The sequence below is a fragment of the Tianweitania sp. genome, assembly GCF_032053605.1.
Taxonomy (GTDB): domain Bacteria; phylum Pseudomonadota; class Alphaproteobacteria; order Rhizobiales; family Rhizobiaceae; genus Tianweitania.
In genome coordinates, this window is record NZ_DAMBUH010000003.1 from 80,791 (window position 1) to 104,940 (window position 24,150).

At 61.5% G+C, this 24,150-nt stretch carries 22 protein-coding genes and 1 pseudogene; 7 read left to right on the forward strand and 16 right to left on the reverse strand.

Features of this window, described 5'->3' with window-relative positions:
• Positions 1-14: 14 nt before the first annotated feature.
• Positions 15-614: a TIGR00730 family Rossman fold protein gene (locus RTX98_RS01685; protein ID WP_312794128.1), complete on the reverse strand. Its 600-nt coding sequence runs from the start codon at positions 612-614 to the stop codon at positions 15-17.
• Between the two features lie 123 nt (positions 615-737).
• Here RTX98_RS01685 and RTX98_RS01690 point away from each other — a divergent pair, with 123 nt between their 5' ends.
• From RTX98_RS01690 to RTX98_RS01710, 5 genes are all read left to right on the forward strand, one after another.
• A complete protein-coding gene (locus RTX98_RS01690) occupies positions 738-2,225 on the forward strand; it encodes an Ig-like domain-containing protein (RefSeq protein WP_312794129.1) in 1,488 nt (495 codons plus the stop codon).
• A 60-nt stretch (positions 2,226-2,285) separates the two neighbouring features.
• On the forward strand, positions 2,286-2,621 hold the full coding sequence (locus RTX98_RS01695; protein WP_312794131.1) for a metalloregulator ArsR/SmtB family transcription factor: 336 nt from the start codon (positions 2,286-2,288) through the stop codon (positions 2,619-2,621).
• Positions 2,622-2,626: 5 nt separating this feature from the next.
• On the forward strand, positions 2,627-4,519 hold the full coding sequence (locus RTX98_RS01700) for an ABCB family ABC transporter ATP-binding protein/permease (protein WP_416223046.1): 1,893 nt from the start codon (positions 2,627-2,629) through the stop codon (positions 4,517-4,519).
• Between the two features lie 87 nt (positions 4,520-4,606).
• Positions 4,607-5,305 carry a phosphatidylserine decarboxylase gene (locus RTX98_RS01705; protein ID WP_189501422.1) on the forward strand — a complete coding sequence of 233 codons (699 nt, stop codon included), beginning with the start codon at positions 4,607-4,609 and terminating at the stop codon, positions 5,303-5,305.
• Positions 5,306-5,311: 6 nt separating this feature from the next.
• Positions 5,312-6,109, forward strand: a complete 798-nt coding sequence (locus RTX98_RS01710; RefSeq protein ID WP_312794134.1) for a phosphatidylcholine/phosphatidylserine synthase — start codon at positions 5,312-5,314, stop codon at positions 6,107-6,109.
• Between the two features lie 15 nt (positions 6,110-6,124).
• On the opposite strand, the gene RTX98_RS01715 is transcribed toward RTX98_RS01710, so the two are convergent.
• The 7 genes from RTX98_RS01715 to RTX98_RS01745 form a co-directional block, all read right to left on the reverse strand.
• Positions 6,125-6,826: an HAD family hydrolase gene (locus RTX98_RS01715; RefSeq protein ID WP_312794135.1), complete on the reverse strand. Its 702-nt coding sequence runs from the start codon at positions 6,824-6,826 to the stop codon at positions 6,125-6,127.
• A gap of 2 nt (positions 6,827-6,828) precedes the next feature.
• Positions 6,829-8,307 (reverse strand): mannitol dehydrogenase family protein, encoded by a 1,479-nt coding sequence (locus tag RTX98_RS01720; RefSeq protein ID WP_312794136.1) that lies wholly within the window; start codon positions 8,305-8,307, stop codon positions 6,829-6,831.
• Positions 8,308-8,394: 87 nt separating this feature from the next.
• The gene (locus RTX98_RS01725) at positions 8,395-9,405 is read right to left on the reverse strand and encodes an ABC transporter ATP-binding protein (RefSeq protein ID WP_312794137.1); all 1,011 of its coding nucleotides are present in this window, start codon (positions 9,403-9,405) and stop codon (positions 8,395-8,397) included.
• A gap of 56 nt (positions 9,406-9,461) precedes the next feature.
• Complete coding sequence (locus RTX98_RS01730; RefSeq protein WP_189501427.1) at positions 9,462-10,286, reverse strand: carbohydrate ABC transporter permease; 825 nt, start codon at positions 10,284-10,286, stop codon at positions 9,462-9,464.
• Between the two features lie 10 nt (positions 10,287-10,296).
• Positions 10,297-11,169 carry a sugar ABC transporter permease gene (locus tag RTX98_RS01735; protein WP_312794139.1) on the reverse strand — a complete coding sequence of 291 codons (873 nt, stop codon included), beginning with the start codon at positions 11,167-11,169 and terminating at the stop codon, positions 10,297-10,299.
• A gap of 133 nt (positions 11,170-11,302) precedes the next feature.
• On the reverse strand, positions 11,303-12,619 hold the full coding sequence (locus tag RTX98_RS01740) for a sugar ABC transporter substrate-binding protein (protein ID WP_312794140.1): 1,317 nt from the start codon (positions 12,617-12,619) through the stop codon (positions 11,303-11,305).
• 139 nt (positions 12,620-12,758) lie between these two features.
• Complete coding sequence (locus tag RTX98_RS01745) at positions 12,759-13,658, reverse strand: LysR substrate-binding domain-containing protein (protein ID WP_312794141.1); 900 nt, start codon at positions 13,656-13,658, stop codon at positions 12,759-12,761.
• Positions 13,659-13,750: 92 nt separating this feature from the next.
• Between RTX98_RS01745 and RTX98_RS01750 the strand changes: the two genes are divergently transcribed.
• Positions 13,751-13,975 carry a hypothetical protein gene (locus RTX98_RS01750; RefSeq protein ID WP_312794142.1) on the forward strand — a complete coding sequence of 75 codons (225 nt, stop codon included), beginning with the start codon at positions 13,751-13,753 and terminating at the stop codon, positions 13,973-13,975.
• A gap of 22 nt (positions 13,976-13,997) precedes the next feature.
• Here the strand turns inward: RTX98_RS01750 and RTX98_RS01755 are convergent, their stop codons facing one another.
• Positions 13,998-14,759 carry an SDR family NAD(P)-dependent oxidoreductase gene (locus tag RTX98_RS01755; protein ID WP_312794143.1) on the reverse strand — a complete coding sequence of 254 codons (762 nt, stop codon included), beginning with the start codon at positions 14,757-14,759 and terminating at the stop codon, positions 13,998-14,000.
• Between the two features lie 192 nt (positions 14,760-14,951).
• Between RTX98_RS01755 and sugE the strand changes: the two genes are divergently transcribed.
• On the forward strand, positions 14,952-15,269 hold the full coding sequence (gene sugE, locus RTX98_RS01760) for a quaternary ammonium compound efflux SMR transporter SugE (protein WP_312794145.1): 318 nt from the start codon (positions 14,952-14,954) through the stop codon (positions 15,267-15,269).
• 62 nt (positions 15,270-15,331) lie between these two features.
• Here sugE and purF read toward each other — a convergent pair whose 3' ends face one another.
• The 7 genes and pseudogenes from purF to rplI all read right to left on the reverse strand — a co-directional run bounded on the left by purF (position 15,332) and on the right by rplI (position 24,129).
• Complete coding sequence (gene purF, locus RTX98_RS01765; RefSeq protein WP_189503192.1) at positions 15,332-16,837, reverse strand: amidophosphoribosyltransferase; 1,506 nt, start codon at positions 16,835-16,837, stop codon at positions 15,332-15,334.
• A gap of 71 nt (positions 16,838-16,908) precedes the next feature.
• A complete protein-coding gene (locus tag RTX98_RS01770; protein ID WP_312794147.1) occupies positions 16,909-17,559 on the reverse strand; it encodes a CvpA family protein in 651 nt (216 codons plus the stop codon).
• Positions 17,560-17,607: 48 nt separating this feature from the next.
• A pseudogene (gene radA / locus RTX98_RS01775) lies at positions 17,608-18,994 on the reverse strand (DNA repair protein RadA).
• Positions 18,994-20,151, reverse strand: a complete 1,158-nt coding sequence (alr, locus tag RTX98_RS01780) for an alanine racemase (protein ID WP_312794149.1) — start codon at positions 20,149-20,151, stop codon at positions 18,994-18,996. The pseudogene radA and the gene alr overlap by 1 nt, the downstream one beginning before the upstream one ends.
• Positions 20,151-21,641, reverse strand: a complete 1,491-nt coding sequence (locus RTX98_RS01785) for a replicative DNA helicase (protein WP_312794150.1) — start codon at positions 21,639-21,641, stop codon at positions 20,151-20,153. Before RTX98_RS01785 ends, alr begins: the two co-directional genes overlap by 1 nt.
• 487 nt (positions 21,642-22,128) lie before the next feature.
• Positions 22,129-23,403, reverse strand: a complete 1,275-nt coding sequence (locus RTX98_RS01790) for a cyclopropane-fatty-acyl-phospholipid synthase family protein (protein WP_312794151.1) — start codon at positions 23,401-23,403, stop codon at positions 22,129-22,131.
• Positions 23,404-23,538: 135 nt separating this feature from the next.
• Positions 23,539-24,129 carry a 50S ribosomal protein L9 gene (rplI, locus tag RTX98_RS01795; RefSeq protein WP_312794152.1) on the reverse strand — a complete coding sequence of 197 codons (591 nt, stop codon included), beginning with the start codon at positions 24,127-24,129 and terminating at the stop codon, positions 23,539-23,541.
• Positions 24,130-24,150: the final 21 nt, after the last annotated feature.

Consider the following 24,150-nt stretch of genomic DNA (forward strand, 5'->3'; position numbering starts at 1 on the left):
GCAGGTGGCGAAGCCTACATCTTCTCGATAACGGCCTCGTCGCCTTCCGAGGCGTTGCCGGCCGCGAGGATTGCCGGGATGATGTCTTCGACCTTGTCCACGAAGATCGGCCGCACCTGATGCGCGCTGTGGATGAAGCCCTCGGCCGTCATATGGTCGATCAGCGCGCGCATTGGCTCCCAGAAGCCGTCGATATTGGCGAAGATCATCGGCTTGCGGTGCTGACCCAGTTGGCCCCAGGTCATGATCTCGATAATTTCCTCGACCGTGCCGATGCCGCCGGGCAGAGCCACGAAGGCGTCTGATTGCTCGAACATCATATGCTTGCGCACATGCATCGTGTCGACGACGTGAAGCTCGTCCAGACCGCTCGGCGTGCCGTCCTTGGCTTCCTTTGACAAAAGGAAGGTCGGGATGATGCCGGTAACCTTGCCGCCGGCAGCCACAGCCGCGGCCGAGACCGCGCCCATGATGCCGCGCGTGCCGCCGCCATAGATCAGCCGCAGCCCGGCTGCCGCCAATGCGGTGCCCAGCGCCTCGCCGCTCTCGATGTAAATGGGGGAACGGCCGGTTGAGGAGCCGCAATAAACGCAGACGGATTGAATCGAAGACATGCCGTGGAGTGCACCTTGGGCCTAGTTCAGGTCAAGGCACCGTCAAGGTTGCCCGCTGCCTTTTTCTTGTGACGCTTCGAAAAACAGGCTAATGCCTTGGAGAACATGGGGTTGGAGATTGCTGTGACACCGGCACGCGTCGTTTTGTTCCTGATCGGGCTGTTCCTTGCGGGCGGGCTGGTCGCTTATGGCTCCGGCGCTTTCGATTCTCAGCAGGCGCAACCGCAAACAGCTTCGGCCCCGACCTCGACGCCAGCGCCCACGACGCCCAAGCCGGCAGTTCAACCGCAGGCCCAGACCGCCATTCCCTCATCCATCACCGGTGAGCCGAACTCTGTCGCGCAGCAGAGTGCTGCCCTCGAAAATACCAAGGCGGCTTTGGAAGAAGCGAAGTCCAGCCGCAGTGATCGCGTGACGCCGAGCTTCGACATTCTGCGCGTGGAAGCCGATGGATCCACCGTCGTGGCGGGCCGTGCCAAGCCGGGTGCCGATGTGGAGATCGTTTCGGATGGCACGGTTCTCGGCCAAACCAAGGTCAGCCCGAACGGCGACTTTGCGATTGCGCTGGAGAACCCACTGCCGGCCGGCGATCACACACTGGTTCTGCGCTCCAAGGGTGAGGGCGGATCGGCATCCTCGACCGAAATGGCCATTGTTTCCGTGCCGGCAGACAAGAAGGGCCAGGTTCTCGCCATGGTGCAGGAACCCGGCCAGCCCAGCCGCTTGATCAGCCTGCCGGAAGCGGACGAGGCAACAAGCAAGCCGGCGACGCCTGAGCCGGCATCCACGAGCACGGCCGCTACAACTGCCGCGCCCGGTCAGGACAACCAGGCTCCCGCTGCCGCGTCTCAGCCTGCTACAAACACTCAGACGGCAGCGGTGAGCGACCTGGCAGAGGCACCGGTAGCGCAGCAAAACGCCGACGCAAACACCGCGCCAACAGTGGAAGCCGTCGAGATCGAAGGCAGCATGATCTATGTCGCCGGCCGCTCCGCTCCGGGCGCCAAGCTGCGCGCTTATGCCGATGACGACTTCCTCGGCGAAGCCACGGCTTCGCCCGACGGGCAGTTCCTGGTGGAAGCCAAGCGTGACCTCGCCGTCGGTAAATACACGATCCGCATCGATGCCATCGGCGCTGATGGTGCGACGGTGACGCAGCGTGCCGCCGTGCCGTTCGAGCGCGAAGTGGGCGAAGCCGTGGCTGCAGTCGCGCCGACGCAGGAAAGCGCCACGCCAAGTTCAGAGACAGCTGCAGCAGCCAGCACTCAACCACCTGCTGCTTCAAGCTCGGCAGCCGCTTCGGCCAGTACAACGCCAATAGCCAACACTGCCGCCGACCCCGCCACGGCTCCCTCCCAGACAACCGCTCCAGCACTGCAGGCAGCAAAAGGCGCCGTCATCATCCGTCGCGGCGACTCGCTGTGGCGCATCTCCAAGCGCGCTTACGGACGAGGCGTTCGGTATTCCACGATCTACCTGGCCAATCAGGACCAGATCCAGAATCCGAACCGTATCTGGCCGGGCCAGATCTTCCATATGCCGGACAGCACCACCGAAGGTGAAAAGGCGGATATGACCCAACTGGGCGATCAGGCCACCACACGCGACTGACAGCGGGTAGCCGTTGCCTGCCTTGCATGTCACACATTCATCGTATATCGCCGATAAACGATGAACAACATCGCCTTGGATCATCCATGGGATCACGACGAGCGGATTGCGGCGGGGCTGTCAGCCCTTTCGCATCCCGCCCGTTTGCGCATCCTGCGCGAGCTTTCGCGAAGCCGGGCTTGTTGCTGCAAGGATGTTGTTGGTCGGCTGGACCTTGCCCAATCGACTGTGTCGCAACATCTAAAGGTTCTCGTGGATGCCGGTCTCGTGGTGTGCTCACCCGACGGCCAGCGTTCGCGTTACAGACTTGATACTGCCGCGCTCAAAGATTTGGCTGACAGCCTGTCCTGCCTTTCCGGCGCCTGCGCGGCTTCTTTAAACGAACTCTGCGGATAATTCTTTTGGCTGATAAAACTGTTTCGGCCGACTCCGGATCACTGTTCCGGACGCTCGGCAACCTTTGGCCCTATATGTGGCCCTCCGACCGGCCGGACCTCCGGCAGCGTGTGATCTGGGCGAGCTTCTATCTCGTTCTGTCCAAGCTGATCCTGATCTCGGTCCCGTACTTCTTTAAATGGGCAACGGACGCGCTGAACGGGCAGCTTACCGTGTCGCAGATCGTGCCGGCCTTGTTGGTCGGACCGATCATGCTGGTGATCGCCTATAATGTCGTGCGCCTCGTGCAGCTTGGCTTGAACCAGCTGCGCGATGCTTTGTTCGCACGCGTCGGCCAGCATGCGGTTCGGCAACTTGCCTATCGAACCTTCGTCCACATGCATCAACTGTCGCTGCGGTTCCATCTGGAGCGGCGCACAGGGGGACTGTCGCGCGTCATCGAGCGCGGCACGAAGGGTATCGAAACGATCGTGCGCTTCACGATCCTCAACACGATGCCAACCGTTCTCGAATTCGTCCTTACGGCTGCCGTTTTCGCGTGGGCCTATGGCTGGAGTTACGTCGCGGTCATCAGTGCGACCGTGGTGCTCTATGTCTGGTTCACGATCAAGGCGAGCGACTGGCGCATCACCATTCGCCGCGAGATGAACGACTCGGATACCGATGCCAATTCCAAGGCAATCGACTCGCTGCTCAACTTCGAAACCGTCAAATATTTCGGCAACGAGCGCATGGAAGCCGAGCGATTCGATCGCTCTATGGCGCGTTACGAAGATGCGGCAACCAAGACGTGGACGTCACTTGGTTGGCTGAACTTCGGTCAGGGCGTGATCTTCGGCCTCGGTACAGCGATCGTCATGGCGATGTCGGCGCGCGAGGTCATGAACGGCACGCAGACGATTGGCGACTTCGTTTTCGTCAATGCCCTGTTGATGCAGCTATCCGTCCCGCTCAACTTCATCGGCTTCGTGTATCGCGAAATTCGTCAGGCCGTAACCGACATCGAGCAGATGTTCGGCCTGCTCGACATGAAGCAGGAAGTGACCGATGCGCCGGGTGCCCCGCCGCTCGCCATCACCAACGGCACGGTGCGCTTCGAGGACGTGCACTTCGCTTATGATGCCAACCGGCAGATCCTGAAGGGCGTCAGCTTCGAAGTGCCGGCCGGCAAGACCGTTGCGATCGTCGGCCCATCCGGTGCCGGCAAGTCGACGATCTCGCGCCTACTGTTCCGCTTTTACGATGTCCAGAAGGGCCGCGTGACCGTGGATGGCCAGGATGTGCGCGCGATCACGCAGGAAAGCCTGCGGGCTGCGATCGGCATGGTGCCGCAGGATACAGTGCTGTTCAACGACACCATCGCCTACAACATCCGCTATGGCCGCCCCGATGCCTCGATGGAGGAGGTGGAGCGCGCCGCCGAGCAGGCTCAGATTTCCGGCTTCATCAAGCGTCTGCCGGAAGGCTTCGACAGCATGGTCGGCGAACGCGGCTTGAAGTTGTCGGGCGGTGAAAAGCAGCGCGTTGCAATTGCCCGCACCATCCTGAAGGCGCCGCCTTTGCTGATTCTGGATGAAGCGACCTCGGCGCTGGATACGCAGACCGAGCAGTCGATCCAGGCCGCGCTCGATGAGGTCAGCCGCGGGCGCACCACGATCGTGATCGCGCATCGGTTGTCCACCGTCATCAATGCCGACCAGATCATCGTGTTGCGCGACGGCACGATCGCCGAGCGCGGCACCCATGCGGAGCTGATGGACGAAAACGGTCTCTACGCCTCCATGTGGATGCGCCAGCGCGAAGCCACAGAAGCCGAAGAGCGGCTGCGGCGTGCCCGCGAAGCGGCCGAGATGGAAGAAGGTTCGGTGCGGGTCGAGCCTCAGCTGGTTGAAAGCTGAGCCCGCACACATACGGATGACAATGGGTTGCGTTGAAAGGCGCAACCCTTTCCGCTAATCACAGCTGCGATTAACGGGACCTGACGCATGACCCTGGCGGACACTATCCGCAATACGCTGACGCCGATCCACAAGGAGGGTTATCCCTTCATCGCTGGTTTCGCGGTCGTCACCATCATCATCGGCTTTCTTTGGGCGCCTTTGTTCTTTGTCGGCTTGGTGCTGACGGCTTGGTGCACCTACTTCTTCCGCGATCCGCAGCGCGTGACGCCCATCGATGACGGGCTGGTGGTGAGCCCCGCCGATGGCCGCATCTCCGCCGTCGGCCCCGCCGTTCCACCGCGCGAGCTCGGCTTGGGCAATGCGGAGATGACGCGCATTTCCGTCTTCATGGACGTATTTTCCTGTCATGTGAATCGCGCGCCGGTGCGCGGTCTCGTCAGCAAGATCGAATATCGTCCGGGCAAGTTCCTGAATGCCGATCTCGACAAGGCCAGCGCCGAAAACGAGCGCAACGGCCTGCTGATCGAAAGCCCACATGGCACGATCGCCTGCGTGCAGGTCGCCGGCCTCGTCGCGCGGCGCATCCTGTGCTGGGTCGATGAAGGCAGCCAGATTTCGACCGGTGAGCGCTTTGGCCTGATCCGCTTCGGCTCGCGCTTGGATGTTTACCTTCCAGGCAACGCCACGCCGCGTGTGGCTGTCGGCCAAACGGCCATTGCCGGCGAAACCATCCTGGCAGATTTCGATAGCGGGCTGACGACGCCGCTCGTGCGGATTGCCTGATCGCTCATGCTGGATCCCGTCAATCACCAAGACGAGGGTGGGCTGGAGACAGAGCCGCGCATGCGCCGCATCTCCATTCGCCTGCTAATCCCCAATCTGCTGACGCTGCTGGCGATCTGCGCCGGCATGACCGGCATCCGGCTGGCTTTCGAAGGGCGCTTCGAAATCGCCGTGATCATGGTGCTTGGCGCTGCCTTCCTCGACGGCATCGATGGGCGCGCAGCACGCATGCTGAAGGCGACGTCCAACTTCGGCGCGCAGATGGATTCGCTGGCCGACATCGTCAATTTCGGCGTCGCCCCATCGCTCGTGCTTTACGCCTATCTGCTTGATCAGGCAGGATCCTTCGGCTGGATCGCGGCGATGCTCTACGCTATCGCCTGCGGCCTGCGTCTCGCCCGCTTCAACGTCATGCTGGATGATCCCAACCGCCCGGCCTGGAAGACCGCTTATTTCGTCGGCGTGCCGGCACCGGCTGGGGCAGGGCTGGTGATGCTGCCGGTCTATCTAGGCTTTCTCGGCGTGGAGCCGGATCGCAGCTTTGCGCTCGGTGCCGTGGTGTTCACGCTGGTCGTCGCCTGGCTTCTGGTCAGCCGCTTGCCGGTTTATTCTGGCAAGACGGTGGGGCAGCGCATCGGCCGTGATGCCGTAATCCCGTTGACGCTGGGTGCCGTTGCCTATGTGCTGTTTCTCACCAGCTATACTTGGGAAACGCTGGTGGTTTCAGCGATCGCCTATGCTGTGTTCCTGCCGCTCAGCGTACGTGCATACCGCCGCCGTGCGGCCAAGGAAGCTCGGGCTTAAACGCAAGGCGCCGCCTCAAAGAGCGTGCGGTGCCTTGATCGTTTGAAGCAGATCCGGCAACTGCCGCATGTCCGAAAACACGGCATCCGGTTGAAGCCGCTCGAACGCCTTCAACAACCCGCCGAGTTCGGCATGGGCCCCACCAGCGAAGCCGAGAACCTTCATGCCGGCACTCTGGGCGGCCTGGATGCCGGCCGGACTGTCTTCCACCACGATGCAATCCGAGGGCTCAACGCCCATCTGGCTGGCTGCATGCAGGAACAGGTCGGGGAAGGGCTTGCCGCGCTTCACCATGGTTGAGCTGAAGATGTTGGGCTCAAAGAGGTCGAGCAGACCGGTGACGCCCAGCGACAGCCGGATGCGATCAGGCTGGCTCGAAGACGCCACGCAGAACGGGCGCTTCAGCGATAGCAGCGCATCGCGAATGCCGGGGATCGGCGTCAGCTCATCCGTGAAGCGCTGACGCATATCCACACGGATCGCTTCCATGTGGTCGTCGCTGAAGTCGACGGCATGGCTCTCGCGTAGCAACTCGCGGATCGTCGCCATGCTGCGGCCGAGAAAGGCTTCGTAGGCGAGGGCGGTGGACACGTCGCCACCGGCGCGGGCGATGTGATCAACGAGAACGCCGATCGAAAGCGGCTCGCTATCCACCAGAACCCCGTCACAATCAAAGATGACGAGGCTTGGGTAAGCAGGAACGAGGAGATCGCTCACGCTTAGTGCTGGCCGGCCAGATAGCGCTCGACGGTCGCGCGTGTGCCGTCAGCCCACAACGCCTTCAGGCTCTTGGCGAAGGCCGACGCAAAGACTTCGGACTTGGCGACATCGCCATAGATGTCGCTCATGGCAAGCCAAGCCGAAGGATCGCTCTTGGCAGCCCGCGCAGTCTCCTGCAGGCGGTCCCAGGACGGATCGTTCGGCTCGGTCACTGCGCCGGAATCGGTCGTGCCCTCGCAATACCGGCACCACAAAGCCGATTCGAGTGCGAGGCCGTCCACCGAGGCACCCGCCTTGAGGCGGTCGGCGATGGTCGGCACGATGAACTTTGGCTGGCGATTGGAACCATCGAGGCAAAGGCGGCGGATGGTATCGCCGATCTTCGGGTTGGAGAAGCGGCGCACGATCAGCTCGTAATACTCGTCGAGCACGACGCCGGGTACCGGCGGCACGGTGGGGATGATCTCGTCGCGCTCGACCTTGTCGAGGAAGCGCGCCACCAGCGGCTCGGCCATGCCTTCATCCACGAAATGGATGTCGAGCAGACCAGCGGGATAGGCGATCGTCGCATGCCCGCCATTGAGGATGCGGATCTTCATGAGCTCGAAGGGCGAAACATCCGGCACGAACTGGACGCCGACCTTCTCCAGCGCGGGGCGCCCGGCCGTAAACTTGTCTTCCAGCACCCACTGCTTGAAGGGTTCACAAAACACCGGCCAGTTGTCTTCCACGCCGAATTCGTCGCGCAAAAGGGTGCGCTCGCGATCCGACGTTGCCGGCGTAATGCGATCGACCATGCCATTCGGGAAGGCCACGGTCTCGCGCACCCAGGCCGCGAATTCCGCATCGAACAGCTCCGCCAGGCCCGCCACCGCATCGCGTGTGACATGGCCGTTATGGGGGATGTTGTCGCAAGACATAACCGTAAAGGGCACGGCTCCTGCCTCGCGGCGCTGCTTCAAGCCGGCCAGGATCAGGCCGAACACGGTGGTCGGCGCATCCGGCGAAGCGGCATCGGCGACAATCGCAGGATGCTTCGGGTTGAACTTGCCGGTGGAGGCGTCGATGAAGTAGCCGCCCTCAGTGATCGTCAGCGACACGATGCGGATGGCCGGATCGGCCAGCGTGGCAAGAATACGAGCGGTGTCGCCGGGCGCAATGAAGTCGATCATCGCACCCGTTACCCGGGCTTCCATATGGCCGGTGTCCTGCTCAACCACCGTGGTGAGCCAATCCTGCGCGCCGAGCTTCTCATGCATGGCAGCTTCCGATGGCAACACGCCGGCACCGATGATCGCCCAATCATGATCCGCACCCGTGGCGAACAGATCGTCAAGGTAAACCGCCTGATGCGCGCGATGGAAATTGCCGACACCGAAGTGCAGGATACCCGCCTTCAGATCCGAGCGGTCATATCGGGGAGCAGGGACCTTGGCCGGCAGATCGGACAGCGCGGCAGCAGACAATTTCACAGACATGGCAGTTCTTCCAGATTTCGCTCAAGGCTTCATGGCCATAGGCGATGGTCGTTTCATGACAAGTCAGCGCAAGGCGCCGCCTTGTGCTTAAAGCGCGATGCCGTCCTTGCCGAAGCGGTGCAGCTTCTGGGCGTCCGGCGTCAGGTAAATCGTGTCACCCGGATTCAGCCCCGCTTCGCCCTCGGCGCGAACGGTGATGTGGTCCATGCCGTGATCCATGCCTTCGGCATGCACATGCAGGAAGGTGTCCGAGCCGAGATGTTCGGCTACACCCACCGTGCCCTTCCAATCGCCCTCCGTACGGGAGATCAGAAGATGCTCTGGACGCACGCCGATGGTTTCCGCACTGTACTTGGATGCAGCCGCACCGCTCAGCAGGTTCATGCGTGGGCTGCCGATAAAGCCGGCCACGAACAGGTTGCGCGGGTTGCGATAGAGTTCGAGCGGCGAACCGACCTGCTCGATATTGCCGGCATTCAGCACCACGATCTTGTCGGCCATGGTCATGGCTTCGACCTGGTCATGCGTCACATAGATCATCGTGGTCTTGAGCTGCTGGTGCAGCTCGCTGATTTCGAGACACATCGTGCCGCGCAAGGCCGCATCGAGGTTGGACAGCGGCTCGTCGAACAGGAAGGCGGATGGCTGGCGCACAATGGCGCGGCCGATTGCGACACGCTGGCGCTGACCGCCGGACAGCTGGCCGGGGCGACGGTCGAGATAGTTTGTGAGGTTCAGAACCTTGGCGGCATCCTTGACCTTGCGGTCGATCAGCGTCTTGTCCTCGCCGGCCATCTTCAGCGGGAAAGCGATGTTCTTGTAGACCGACATATGCGGATAAAGCGCATAGGACTGGAACACCATGGCCAGACCCCGCTTGGCCGGTGCTTCCTGCGTGACATCGCGGCCATCGATGCGGATCGTGCCGCCGCTCACATCTTCCAGGCCTGCGATCAGGCGCAGCAGGGTGGACTTGCCGCAACCAGAAGGACCGACGAAAACGACGAACTCGCCATCCTCGATATCGAGATTGAGGTCCGGAATGATGCTCGTGACCCCGAAGGATTTCGAGACGTGTTCGAGGTTGATCTTGCCCATATGTCTCCCCTTCAAGCCCTGCGCCACTCACGCGGCACGACGGCCCTTGTCTTTGTTTACTTCACCGCACCAAAGGTCAAACCGCGAACAAGCTGGCGCTGGGAGAACCAGCCCATGATCAGGATCGGCGCAATGGCCATGGTGGATGCGGCCGACAGCTTCGCCCAGAACAAACCCTGCGGGCTGGAGAAGGACGCAATGAAGGCCGTCAGCGGCGCGGCGTTGGTTGTGGTCAAACGGATCGTCCAGAACGCTTCGTTCCAGGCGAGGATGATGTTGAGAAGCAGCGTCGAGGCAATGCCGGGCACCGCCATCGGCGTCAGCACATAGATGATCTCGTTCCACAACGAGGCGCCGTCCATGCGAGACGCTTCCAGGATCTCGCCCGGGATCTCGCGGAAATATGTGTAGAGCATCCACACCACGATCGGCAGGTTGATCAGCGTCAGCATGACGGTCAGGCCGATGCGGCTGTCCAGCAGGCCCCAATCGCGGAACAGCAGATAGATCGGCACTAGCACAGCGACGGCCGGCATCATCTTGGTGGACAGCATCCACATCAGGATGTCCTTGGTGCGGCGCGTTGGCGAGAACGCCATCGACCACGCGGCGGGAATCGCGACGATCAACGCCAGCACCGTCGAACCCAGCGAGATAATTACGGAGTTCATGAAGGGCCGGAAATAATCGCGCTGCGTTTCCACGTCGATATAGTTCTGGAACGTGCCGGACGGGATCAGGCTGATGCCGGCAATGGCTTCCGGCTCCGTCTTGAAGCTGGTGATGATCGTGTAAAGGATCGGAAAGAAGATCACGAGGGCAATCACCCAGGCGACGACGGTCCAGGCGATCTTCTGTCCGGTTGAGGCAGTGCGAGCCATGATCGTTTCCTCAGCGGTCCAGGTTCTTGCCGACCGCACGCATCACGAACAGCGCAACGATATTGGCAAGCACGATTGCAATCACACCGCCGGCCGAAGCTCCGCCGACATCATAGCCGAGCAGCGCGGTGCGGTAGATCAGGAAGGGCAGGTTGGTGGAAGCATAGCCGGGGCCGCCATTGGTGGTGACCAGGATCTCGGCATAAACGCTGAGCAGGAAGATGGTCTGGATCAGGATCACGACAGTGATCGCGCGCGCCATATGCGGCAGCGTCAAATGCCAGAAGCGCGCCACGAGGCCGGCCCCATCCATCTCGGCGGCTTCCTTCTGCTCGCCATCGAGCGACTGCAGCGAAGTCAGCAGGATCAGCGTCGCGAAAGGCAACCACTGCCAGGCCACGATGATGATGATCGAAAGGAGCGGAAATTGCGCGAACCAATCGATCGGGGTCGCGCCGAACACCTTGAACAGATAGGCCAGCACGCCGTAGCCCGGATGCATGATCATGTTCTTCCAAATCAGCGCGGCCACCGGTGGCATGACGAAGAAGGGCGAGATCACGAGAATGCGCACGATGCCCTGACCAAACATCGGCTGGTCGAGCAGCAGCGCCAGCGCGATACCGCCGACGATCGTGATGAAAAGGACGCCGCCAACGATGAGCAGCGTGTTCCAGATCGACTGGAAGAAGGCGGGGTCGGTGTAGAAGAACTGGTAGTTGAACAGACCAGCCCAGGACACATTGGCGGGGTTGAGGAGATTGTAGTTCTGGAACGAGAACCACAGCGTCATCGCCAGCGGCACGATCATCCAGACAAGCAGCAAGAGCACCGAAGGCATCATCATGATGCGGGCGAGCGTCCGGGTCTGTCTCGTAGCCATTGCGTCTCCCCAGTCTGTGCTTCGCAAACGGCACAGTACATCTATCAGATAGAAGAAAATCGCCCGACACAAGCCGGGCGATGAAGGTTGCCGAAACCAACGGATTTCGGCAACACAAGTATTGGGCAGGCGCTTACTTGATGTAACCGCCGCGGGTCATTTCGCGGGTGCTGACCTGCTGAGCCTGTGCAAGCGCGTCATCGACGCTGGACTGACCGGCAAGCGCTGCCGAGAACAGCTGGCCAACGGTGGTGCCGAGGCTCTGGAACTCGGGGATCGAAACCCACTGACCACCGATATACGGCACCGGCTTCACAGAAGGCTTGGTAATGTCGGCAGCCTGGATGGCCTTGAAGGTCGGCTCGGAGAACGGCGTCTTCTTGTATTCCGCATTCTCGTAGAGCGAGGTGCGGGTGCCTGGAGGCACGTTGGCCCAGCCTTCCTTGGAAGCGACGAGTTCGGTGTAGCCCTTGCTGGTTGCCCAGCCGATGAACTTCTGCGCAGCCTCAGCCTTGGTCGAACCGGCCGGAATTGCGAGGTTCCACGACCACAGCCAGTTGCCGTGATTGTTCACGCCTTCCTTTGACGGGAAGATTGCGTAACCGACCTTGTCGGCGACCGTCGAGTTCTTCGGATCGGCCACGAAGGAAGCGGCAACCGTCGCGTCCATCCACATACCGCACTGGCCCTGCTGGAACAGCGTCAGGTTCTCGTTGAAGCCGTTGGAAGACGCACCGGACGGACCGGCATCCTTCATCAGGTCGACGTAGAACTGCAGCGCTGCCTTCCACTCCGGCTGATCGAACTGGGGCTTCCAGTTCTCGTCGAACCAGCGGCCGCCAAACGAGTTATTGAGCGCGCTGAGGAAGGCCATGTTCTCGCCCCAGCCGGCCTTGCCGCGAAGGCAGATGCCGCTGAGATTGGCGTTGCGGTCGGTAATCTTACGCGCAGCGTCGGCGATGAACTCCCAGGTCGGGTTTTCCGGCATGGTGAGACCGGCCTTCTCGAACAGGTCGGTGCGATACATCAGCATCGCGGATTCGCCGTAGAACGGCGCAGCATAAAGCTTGCCTTCCATCTGGAGGCCGCTGCGGATCGACGGGAGCAGATCGTCGGCATCGTAGTCGGCGCCGAGATTGTCGAGCGGCAGGAGCCAGCCCTGCTTGGCCCAGATCGGCACTTCATAGTTGCCGATGGTCATGACGTCGTACTGACCGCCCTTGGTGGCGACATCGGTGGTCACGCGCTCGCGCAGAACGTTTTCTTCCAGCGTCACCCAGTTGAGCTGGATGTCCGGGTTCTTCGTGGTGAAGTCTTCCGTCAGCGACTGCATGCGGATCATGTCGCCGTTGTTCACGGTCGCAATGGTCAGCGTGGTCGATTGTGCCTGCGCAGTGCCGGCGATTGCCAGCAGCGAACATGCGCCGAGCATCAGTGTTTTCAGCGTCATCCTGTACCTCCCGTTTGGGGCTTTTCAGCAAATGCCTTCGCCTTGGGCGAATGTCCGAAGCTTGGCGTCTAAGTCAATAAAAATCTGTTGCTGCAATGCAGCGAAAGCGCGGGTTTCCGCGCTTTTCCAGAAGCATCCACTAGGTAGGTCCAGCTTTGAACTGATCCAGTAGCCATTCGCGGAATGCTTTAATTTTAGCAACATTCCTGCGGCTTTCGGCATGAACCAGCCAATAATTCTGGCCATCGCTGCCCAAATGCTCGAAAGGCTGCACCAAAGCGCCGCTGCGTAAAGCTTCTCCAAAGAAGGCTGGCGTCAGCATGGCAACAGCATTGCCGGCAAGCGCAGCACTCGCGGCGATGGCCTGTGATTCCAGATCGTTGCGCGGCCGTGTGGCCAGACTGTCGGCCGGCAGGCCGACGCTCTCCAGCCAGCTCGCCCACCAGGGATCGAAGGCGTCGATGATCGGCAGGCGAAGCAGGTCGGCGGGTTCGTTCAGCGGCCCTGCGCGCTTGAGAAGGAGCGGGCTCAGCATCGGCGTGAAGGTGATCGGCATGAGCTTGTGGGCTGCCAGACCGGGCCATTTGCCGAAGCCGCCGCGAATGCCGACATCGACCTGCTCGCGGATGAAATCGCGGTTGCGCGATTCGGTATCGAGGCGCACCGCAATATGCGGATGCTCGAGTTGAAAGAGCCCAAGCCGCGGCGCCAACCAGTTCGACGCAAAGGTCGCGACACTCGACAACGCCAGCACGGACCGGCTTTCGCCGCGTGCATCCTTATAGGCCTCGCGTAGACGCTCGAACGCATCGCTGACCGACGGGCTGAAGCGGGCGCCGACCTCCGTCAGTTCCACCTGGCGCGGTCGGCGCAGAAAGAGGGGTGCGCCGACGCGGTCTTCCAGCACCTTGATCTGGTAACTGACGGCCGCCTGCGTCATGCCGAGCCCTTCCGCCGCCTTCGTGAAGGACAGCAATCGCGCAGCCGCCTCAAACACGCGAAGCGCCGCGAGCGGAGGCAGGTCCGACGCGTCAGGCATAAACGCTCCTTATGCATCCTGATCGAGGTTCGATTGGATCAATAAGCGCTGAACGATCACCCTTCTGCAAGATGCAGATTGGGAGAAAGATCATGAGAAGCGACAGTGTCGTCCTTGAAAGAGCCAGAATTTCGATGCTGGCGCAGGCATATCTCGTTCTGACGGCAATGATGAAGCGTAGCAGAACCGCTTCCAGACCACCCCATCTCCGCCGCGAAGACCTCACGCCTCATATGGCGCGCGATCTCGGTCTCACTGATGGTATGGAAAAGTCCAGCCTATCGCCGGGCATCATCGAGCAGGCGCCGCGCCTTTGAAGCGCCTGCCATTCGCTAGCCGTCACTCCGGACGGCGGAACGCCTTGAAGCGGTTGTCGCGAACGTGAAACAGCTGACCGGTTTCGGTCCGGTCCTGGCCGGTAATAGCCACGATGCGCGCCGCGACTTCGCTGGCGGTCGGCAGGGTGGACGGGTCTTCGCCAGGAACGGCCTGAGCGCGCATGGCAGTACGCGTCGCGCCGGGATCAACGGCGTTGACGCGCAGAGCCATGTTCTTGGTTTCGTCAGCCCAGCTGCGCGCCAGCGCTTCGACCGCAGCCTTCGACGCCGCGTAAGGACCCCAGAAGGCACGGGGGTTGGCAGCTGCCCCTGATGACAGCAGCAGCGCGCGGCCAGCTTCCGACTGGCGCAGCAGCGGATCCACCGAGCGGATCAATCGCCAGGTCGCGTTGACGTTGAGCGTCATGACCTGCTCGAACACTTTCGCTTCGACATGGCCGAGCGGTGCAATGACGCCGAGAACGCCGGCATTGGCGATCAGGATGTCCAGCTTCTTCCAACGCTCGAAGATCGCGCCACCAAGACGGTCGATGCCAGCCATGTCGCCAAGATCGAGCGGCACAAGCGTCGCTTCACCTTTGCCGGTCTGAGCGCGTTCTTGCTTAATGTCGTCGTCCAGCTCTTCGAGGCCGCCGACAGTGCGTGCCACCGCAATCACATGCGCGCCAGCTGCCGCCAATTGCTTGGCGAGATGATAGCCGATGCCGCGCGAAGCGCCGGTTACCAGCGCGACCTGTCCGGTCAGATCAGGGGCAGTGCTCATGGGCCTGTATCCAGCTTCCGATTGTTGAAAACTGAAGCGCTGATAGCGGGATTTCGGCGCTCACGGAACCCCGCCCGCTCAGCCACCTTGTCGCGTGCAGCCAGGTCGCCTAGGTAAGAGCGGCCGGGACGACCCTGCTTATCACAGACATGGATGGGGACGACCTCATCGCCTCTCATAGGAGATCGGGCGATGGCCTGGATCATTCTCATCATTGCCGGCCTGTTTGAAGTCGGCTGGGCCGTTGGCCTCAAATTCACCGAAGGTTTTACCCGCATGGTGCCGACCGGTCTGACGGTCGTTTCCATGATCATCAGCCTTGGCTTGCTGGGCATCGCCTTGCGTACCCTGCCGCTCGGCACGGCCTACGCAATCTGGACCGGCGTGGGCACTGTCGGCACCGCCATCCTCGGCATGGCACTGTTCGGCGAGCCGGCGCAAGCGATGCGGCTCGTTTGCATCGGCCTGATCGTTGCGGGCATTGTCGGGCTAAAGCTCGTTACGCATTGAGCAAAGAAAAAGGCCGGTTTGTTCGAACCGGCCTTCGTGACTTTGCGTCTTTCGCGAGTGAATTATCCGTTGCTGGCCAACAGCGAAAGCTTGTTGCCCATCGTCTCGCCATCCTTGTCGAGGAGGCGGGTCGGATAGTCGCCGGTGAAATAGTGATCGGTGAACTGCGGCCGCGCATTGTTGCGCGGCATGCCGCCGACTGCACGATAAAGCCCATCGATCGACAGAAACTCAAGCGAGTCGGCGCCGATATAGCGGCACATCGCTTCCAGGCTGTCATACTGGTTGGCCAGCAGCTTCTCGCGGTCCGGCGTGTCGATCCCGTAATAATCCGGATAATAGATCATCGGGCTGGCAACGCGCAGATGCACTTCGCGCGCGCCGGCATCGCGGATCATCTGCACGATCTTCAGCGAGGTGGTGCCGCGCACGATTGAATCATCGACCAGCACGACGCGCTTGCCCTCGATCATAGCGCGATTAGCCGAATGCTTCAGCTTCACGCCGAAAGCGCGGATCTGCTGCGTCGGCTCGATGAAGGTACGGCCGACATAGTGATTGCGGATGATGCCGTATTCAAACGGAATACCGCTTTCCTGAGCATAGCCGAGCGCTGCCGGCGTGCCGCCATCGGGCACCGGCACGACGACATCGGCCTCAACCGGCGCTTCCCGCGCGAGGTTTATGCCCATGTTCTTGCGCGCAACATAAACGCTGCGTCCGCCCACGACCGAATCCGGCCGGGCAAAATACACATACTCAAACAGGCAGAGACGCTCCGGCTGCCCATTGCCAGCCTTACGCGCATCGATCGAGATCGAGCCGTCCGGCTGGATCTCGCAGATGATGACTTCGCCATTCTCGACATCCCGGACGAACTTCGCGCCGATGATGTCGAGCGCGCAGGTTTCGGAAGCAAAGATCGGCTTGCCGTCGAGTTCGCCCATGACCAGCGGACGAATGCCGGTGGGGTCGCGGGCGGCAATCAGTTTTGTGCGGGTGATCGCCACCATCGAATACCCGCCTTCCATCTGGCGGATCGCATCGATGAAGCGGTCGGCCGTGGAAGAATAGCGCGAGCGGGCGATGAGATGGAGCACCACTTCAGTGTCCGACGTGGACTGGCAGATCGCACCGCCGGCGATCAGCTGGCGCCGCAGCGTCAGACCGTTGGTAAAGTTGCCATTATGCGCAATCGCAATGCCGCCGACTTCCAACTCGGCAAACAGCGGCTGCACGTTGCGCAGCGCCACTTCGCCGGTGGTGGAATAGCGCACATGGCCCATTGCGATCGTGCCGGGCAGCTTCGCCAGCGTCACGGGATCGGTGTAATGGTCGCCGACCAGGCCCATGCGGCGCTCGGAATGGAAGCGCAGACCGTCGAAGGACACGATGCCGGCCGCTTCCTGGCCGCGATGCTGCAGGGCGTGCAAACCAAGTGCTGTCAGCGTGGCCGCGTCGGGGTGACCGAGGATACCGAAGACGCCGCATTCCTCATGCAACTCGTCGCCGAAAACATCATCGACCTCGGAACGGTGATCGTCCGAGGAAAGGTCCGCACCATGCATCATGAAGGCCCTTCAGCTCGCGCTCGCTGGCTTAAAGCGCGCATATAATGAAAGTCTGCGCGCTTCGCCACTCAGTTGTTCGTGACGCCGTTATTTTGAGCCGGTTCACCTTCCGGCGTAGAGTCAGAGCCAGGTGCTGCATCAAGGCCCGGCGCCGTGTCGTTCGCCGAAGGCTCCGTAGGCGTCTCGGGTGCCGGTGTCGCTTCTTCTTCCTGGCCCCTGATCCGATCGAAGATCGAATTGTCTGGATCGGACGGCAGCAGCGCTTCGATCCGCGCACCGATATTTTCCAGCATCGGACGCGACTTCGCGAACGTCACCCAGGCCGGCGGATTGGCACCAACGAGCCAGTTGAAGAACAGCAGGGCGACTGCGACGACAAGTATGCCGCGCGCCGCGCCGTACAGGAAGCCGAGCGTGCGATCGAGCGCGCCAACGCGACTGTCGATGATGAAGTCGGCGATCTTCATCGTGATGACCGTCACCAGGATCAGGGCGATCACGAAGATCACGGCCGCCGAAGCGGCCAGCGCAAGTTTCTCATTGTCGATGTAAGGCGTGAGATAGGGCAGGGCGACGGGGTAGAAGAAGTAGGCCGCCGCCGCCGCCGCGATCCAGGATGCGATCGACAGGATTTCGCGCGAGAAGCCACGTACCATGGCGAGCAAGGCGGATACGAGGGTGAACCCGATGAGGATTCCGTCGAGCAATGTGATCGGCATGGTTCCCCTTAAGTCGCCGTCGAAACAGTATTCGCCCAACGCGGGCTGTTAGTCGCCGTCAGTGCTTCCGCGCTTCGTTGCCGCGATGCGTGCGACGAGATCGGCCAGAACGGAAGGCTGAAAAGATCGGGCGGAAAACGCGCCAACGGCATCGTCACCCACGACCGGCATCGCTGCTTGTCGAAAACCGAGCTTTTCTGCTTCTTTCATCCGCTGCGACGCATGCGCCACGGGCCTGACTGCACCCGAAAGGCTGATTTCGCCGAAATAAACGCAATCGGCAGGCAGAGCAAGGCCGGTCAGGGATGAGACGAGGGCGGCAGCGACGGCCAAATCGGCCGCGGGCTCGGTGATGCGGTAGCCGCCGGCGACGTTGAGATACACGTCATGCTGCGCAAAGCGCACGCCGCAATGGGTTTCGAGCACCGCCAGAACCATGGATAGCCGCGATGAGTCCCAGCCGACAACGGCGCGGCGCGGCGTGCCGAGCGGCGAGGGTGCCACCAGTGCCTGGATCTCCACCAGCACCGGCCGCGTGCCTTCCATACCGGCGAACACGGCCGCACCGGGCGACTTGATGCTGCGCTCGCCCAGGAAAAGCTCGGAAGGATTGGCGACCTCGCGCAAACCCTTGTCCGACATTTCGAACACGCCGATCTCGTCGGTGGGCCCAAAACGGTTCTTCACCGTGCGCAGAATGCGGTAGTGGTGGCCGCCTTCGCCTTCGAAATACAGCACGCCATCCACCATGTGCTCGACCACGCGGGGGCCGGCGATTTGCCCTTCCTTGGTGACGTGGCCGACAAGCACGATCGCGGCACCGGTGGATTTCGCGTAGCGGATCATCGCCTGCGCAGAGGAGCGCACCTGCGTGACCGTGCCCGGCGCAGAGTCGGCCGTGTCGGTCCACAGCGTCTGGATCGAATCGAGGATCACGAGGTCGGGCCGCTTGCCATCCGCGATCGTCGCCAGGATGTCCTCGACATTGGTCTCGGCGGCCAGTTCCACTGGCGTGGATGCGACGCCGAGGCGCTGGGCGCGCAATCGGATCTGCGCACGAAACGTAAACGATGCGGTGCCCCTTGGAGGCCAATGCGGCTGCGGCCTGGGTCAGCAGGGTCGACTTGCCGATACCGGGATCGCCGCCGACAAGGAGCGCAGAGCCACGCACGAAGCCGCCGCCGGTCGCACGATCCAGCTCGCCGATGCCGGAAATGATGCGCGGCGCATCCTCGATCTCGCCGTCGAGGGAGGTCAGCGTGACGGCGCGACCCTTGCGCGCCGAGCGCATGGAAGACGGGCCGCTGCCGATGCCGCCGGCAGTGCCTTCTTCGACCAGCGTGTTCCATTCACCGCAGCCGTCGCACTTGCCGGCCCAGCGGGAATGAACCGTGCCGCAGTTCTGGCAAACGAATTGCGAGCGCGCTTTTGCCATCACGCGGCTCCAATGATGCGGCGATGGTAGCGCGAGCCTAGGGAGGTCAGGATCTCGTAGGGGATTGTGCCGTCCGCCTTGGCAACGCGCTCGATTGGAATGTTTTCTCCGATCAGTTCGATCTGATCGCCGACCTGCACGCGGTCGCCACCAACATCCGTCACATCGAAGATCGTGAGATCCATCGTGACACGGCCGACCACCGGCACATGCCGCCCATGCAGAAAGCCGCCGCCGCCAGCCGCTTCCACACCGCGCAAGGGTATGCCGGCACCGGAGCCCGCCCGCAGATAGCCGTCTGCATAGCCAACCGACGTGACGGCCAAAATGCTGTCGCGAACGAGCACGGCCGATCCGTAGCTCACGCCTTCACCCGCGGATGCCGCCCGTACCTGCACGACGCGCGCCTTCAAAGTCACCACCGGCTTCTGCGAAGCGACGTCCGGCAGACCAATGTAAAGCGCGATGCCTGGACGCGTCAGAGATTGATGGAAGTCGTCGCCCAAAAAGATGCCGGCCGAGCTGGCCAGACTTGATTCAACATGAGGAAAAGCGTCGCGAACCCGTTGAAAGGACTCGAGCTGGCGCTGGTTCAGCGGATGCTCCGGCTCGTCCGCACAAGCCAGATGGCTCATCACGAGCACGATGTTCAACGCGCCGCGACGGCTTTCGTCTTCAGCCAAGGCGAGCGCTTCTGGAACGGTCAGACCCAACCGTGTCATGCCCGTATCGACGTGCAGCGCACAGGGACGCAGTTCGCCGACCGTCGCGCAAAAGGCCGACCAGATAGCAACGTCCTCAAGCGAGTTGAGGACGGGGGTCAGATCCGATGCAGCGTAAAGCCGAGCGACGTCTTTGCTGACGAGCCCAGCCAGAACAAAAATCCGGGCGTCATCAGCGTATTGCCGTACGATCAAGCCTTCTTCCGGCATCGCCACGAAGAAGTCGCGGCAGCCTTCCGACAACAAGGCCTGAACCACCACGTCGCTGCCGAGACCATAGGCATTGGCCTTCACGACACCCGCAGTCCTGGCGGGGTGGGATGCCTGCGCCAAGGCGCGGTAATTGGCCTTGAGGGCGTCGAGATCGATGATCAGCTCGCCGCCCGCGATCCGGGGATCGACGCCGTTGCCCAAGTCCCGCTTTGTGCTTGTCACTATTCGTACCGCTCCGGCAGATGGCTTTCCTCGGCCAGATCAGAGAACCGCGTGAACTCGCCCTGGAACGCGACCTGGACCGTGCCCGTGGGACCATGGCGCTGCTTGCCGATGATGATTTCGGCCTTGCCGCGGGCGTCATTCATCTCGCCTTCCCACTTGATGTAGTCGTCGGTGCCGGGTTTGGGCTCCTTGTTCTTGAGGTAATATTCCTCGCGATAAACGAAGATCACCACGTCGGCGTCCTGCTCGATCGAACCCGATTCACGCAGATCCGACAGCTGCGGACGCTTGTCGTCGCGGCTTTCAACCTGACGCGACAGCTGCGACAGCGCCATGATTGGCACATTCAGCTCCTTGGCCAGTGCCTTCAGGCCGGTGGTAATTTCGGTGATTTCCTGCACGCGGTTCGACGAGGATTTGCCCGAACCCTGCATGAGCTGGATGTAGTCGATTACCATCATGTCCAGCCCGCGCTGGCGCTTCAAGCGCCGGGCACGCGCGGCCAGCTGAGCGATCGAGATACCGCCGGTCGAGTCGATATAAAGCGGCAGCTTCTGGTTCATCTGCGAATAAGCGACGAGCTTGTCGAAGTCCGATTCCGTGAGATCGCCACGGCGGATCTTCGAAGACGGGACTTCCGTCTGCTCGGAGATGATACGCGTCGCCAGCTGCTCAGCGGACATTTCCAGCGAGAAGAAGGCGACCACGCCGCCGTTCTTGGCTTCGAGCGTGCCATCGGCCTGCTGCGCGGCCTCATAAACGGAAGCGATGTTGAAGGCGATGTTGGTGGCCAGCGAGGTCTTGCCCATGCCCGGACGTCCGGCAACCACGATCAAGTCGGAGCGCTGCAAGCCACCCATGCGGTTGTCGAGATCGCGAATGCCGCAGGCGATGCCGGACAAACCGCCATCGCGCTGATAAGCGGCGCTGGCCATGTCCACGGCCGTCTTCATCGCATCGGAGAAGGACTCGAAGCCGCCGTCATAACGGCCGGTTTCCGCCAGCTCGAACAAACGCCGCTCGGCGTCCTCGATCTGCTCCTGCGGCGCCATGTCGACCGGCGCGTCATAGGCGATGTTCACCATGTCTTCGCCGATGGTGATCAGCGCGCGGCGGGTGGCGAGATCGTAGATCGCGCGGCCGTAATCGGCGGCATTGATGACGGTCACCGCTTCAGCCGCAAGCTTGGCGAGGTAAAGTGACACGGTCATGTCGCCGACCTTGGCGTCACCCGGCAAGAAGGTCTTAATAGTGACCGGCGTCGCCATCTTGCCCATGCGGATCATTTCCGCACAGATTTCCCAGATCTTGCGATGCAGAGGCTCGCCAAAATGCGCGGCCTTGAGGAAATCGGAAACCCGGTAAAAGGCATCGTTGTTGATCAGGATCGCGCCAAGCAGCGCCTGCTCGGCTTCGATATTGTGCGGTGCTTCGCGATAAAGCGGCGCCGCGTCATTGACCGGTACTTTCCTAAGCGCTTCCGCCATTTGCCTCGTGCCCCTGCTTATGTCGGTCTAGGTATCAGAACGCGTCAGCCAGATACGCATGACCTTGCGCTTCCACCCATGATCCACAGCATGTGAACAGCCGGTCAGAAAGACATTGACCGTTTCCTGCCGTCAGCCATAACTGAGTCGAGAACAAGAACAAAACAGGAATTGGTTTGGCGTGGTGTGGAACCGCGCGTTTCGTATTCGAAGGCAGAAGCAGCAGCGCCAGCCAGCCGGCGCACCGGGGAAGATGGGCTTCCTCGGCTGCGGCAACAGCCTTGCCTTCGAATGGAGGTGACGATGATGTGGCTTATACCACTAAACGTCAGCTTTGAGATGAAGAGGACCCGGAGCGGCTGGCATGTCGTACTCCGGGTCCGTATACTTCTCTAAGCACAACGGGAGGTAGGCAGCAACCTGCCTCCCACCTCCAGACTATAGTGGCGATCTCTGAAAACGTCAAAGTGCAGCTAAGCTGCCGCGTCTACTCCTGATCGGCCCGCTTGCGCATCCGCTGCCTTCGCGGGCTGATGCTTTCCGGCAGGAGCGGCAAGGGCGCCGCATGGTCGCGTTCATAGATGTAGTCGCGCGTTATGGGCAGCACGTCGTTGCGCTTGGTAATCTGGATCTGGAACACCATCATGTCCTGCCAACGGAAGGCGGCCTCCGAGCCTGACAGGTAGAACTCCCACATGCGGCAGAAGCGTTCGTCATAGATCGCCTTTGCCCGTTCGCGGTTGAGGAGGAAGCGCTCGCGCCAGACCTTCAGCGTGTCGGCGTAATGATGGCGCAGGATCTCGATGTCGGTCACCATCAGGCCGGCCCGCTCGATATGCGGCAGCACTTCCGACAGCGAGGGAACGTAGCCGCCGGGGAAGATGTATTTGCGGATGAAGGCGTTGGTGGCGAGCGGCGGCGCGTTGCGGCCGATCGAATGCAGCACCATCACGCCATCGGGCTTCAGCAGCGTGGCAGCGGTATCGAAGAAGGTCTTGAAATGATTCACGCCAACATGCTCGAACATGCCGACCGAGACGATCCGGTCGAAACGCTCCGACAGGCTGCGATAATCGCGCAGCTCGAAATGCACGTGGTTCTCCAGGCCTTCGCTCTGCACGCGCTCGGTTGAAACAGCATGCTGTTCGGTCGACAGCGTGACGCCTAGCACATCCACGCCGAAGTCGCGCGCAAGATAAAGCCCCATCCCGCCCCAGCCCGACCCGATGTCGAGCACGGTCTGCCCCGGCTTCAGGTCGAGCTTGGCTGCGATATGCCGCTTCTTCGCCGCCTGCGCTTCTTCCAGCGTCATGTCAGGACGCTCGAAATAGGCGCAGGAATACTGCATGTCCTCGTCGAGGAAGAGTTTGTAGAGCTCGCCCGACAGGTCGTAATGGCGATGGACGTTTTCGCGCGAGCGCTTCTCGGTATTCAGTTGCTGGAAGCGCTTGAACAGGTTGCGGAACGCATCGAGCGACCGGCCGGACTGCGAGTTGCTCCAGGCGGAATTGTTGTAAACCAGCTTGAGCAGCGCCAGCATGTCGCCGCGCAAAAAGTCCACTTCCTCGTTCATGAAGGCTTCGCCAACATGCAGGGTGGGATCAAGCGCGATGGCACGCTCGGCCTGCTTGGTCTTGATCCAGACATGAACCGGATCGCCGGTTCTGTCGCCGAAGTGGTGAATGATGCCGGAAGGGTCGGTGATGGCGAGATCACCGATTTTGACCACGCGTTCGATAACACTGCGCAGAAGTCTGTTCATTCCTGAAACCCAAGTGCCGTTGCCGGGTGCTCGAACTCGAAGAATAGCCAGAATGATCCCTGTGACATTGCGCCACAAGACATAAAAAAAGCCCGGGACAACGATCCCGGGCTTTGGTCCAAACAATAAGAAGGCTTAAGCTTCTTCGCCGTTGTCTTCGTCTTCTCCGTCCTCGTTCGGATCGAAGAAGTTGTCGGGACGGGCGTTCTCGTTGATGTCGTCGCCATAGATCGCTTCAGCGGTCGTCAGCGTTTCGCCGCGTGCCTGGCGTTCGGCTTCTTCGCTCGAACGGGCGATGTTCAGCGTAACCGTGACTTCGACTTCCGGATGCAGCGCGATGGCGACATTCGACAGCCCGATCATCTTGATCGGGTGGTTGAGTTCGACCTGGTTGCGCGAAACCGAGAAGCCTTCGGCAGTCAGGATGTCGCCGATGTCGCGGGTCGAAACCGAACCGTAGAGCTGACCGGTTTCGCCGGCCGAGCGCACGACGATGAACGTCTTGCCGTCAAGCTGGTCAGCGATCTGCTGGGCTTCGGACTTGCGCTCGAGGTTGCGGGCTTCGAGCTGCGCGCGCTGGCCTTCGAACTTCTTCTTGTTGGCTTCGTTGGCGCGCAGCGCTTTGCCCGTAGGCAGCAGGAAGTTACGGCCGAAACCGTCCTTGACCTTGACGGTGTCGCCCATCTGGCCGAGGCGCGCGATGCGCTCGAGAAGAATAACTTGCATGGATCTGGTCCTTCGATGTCG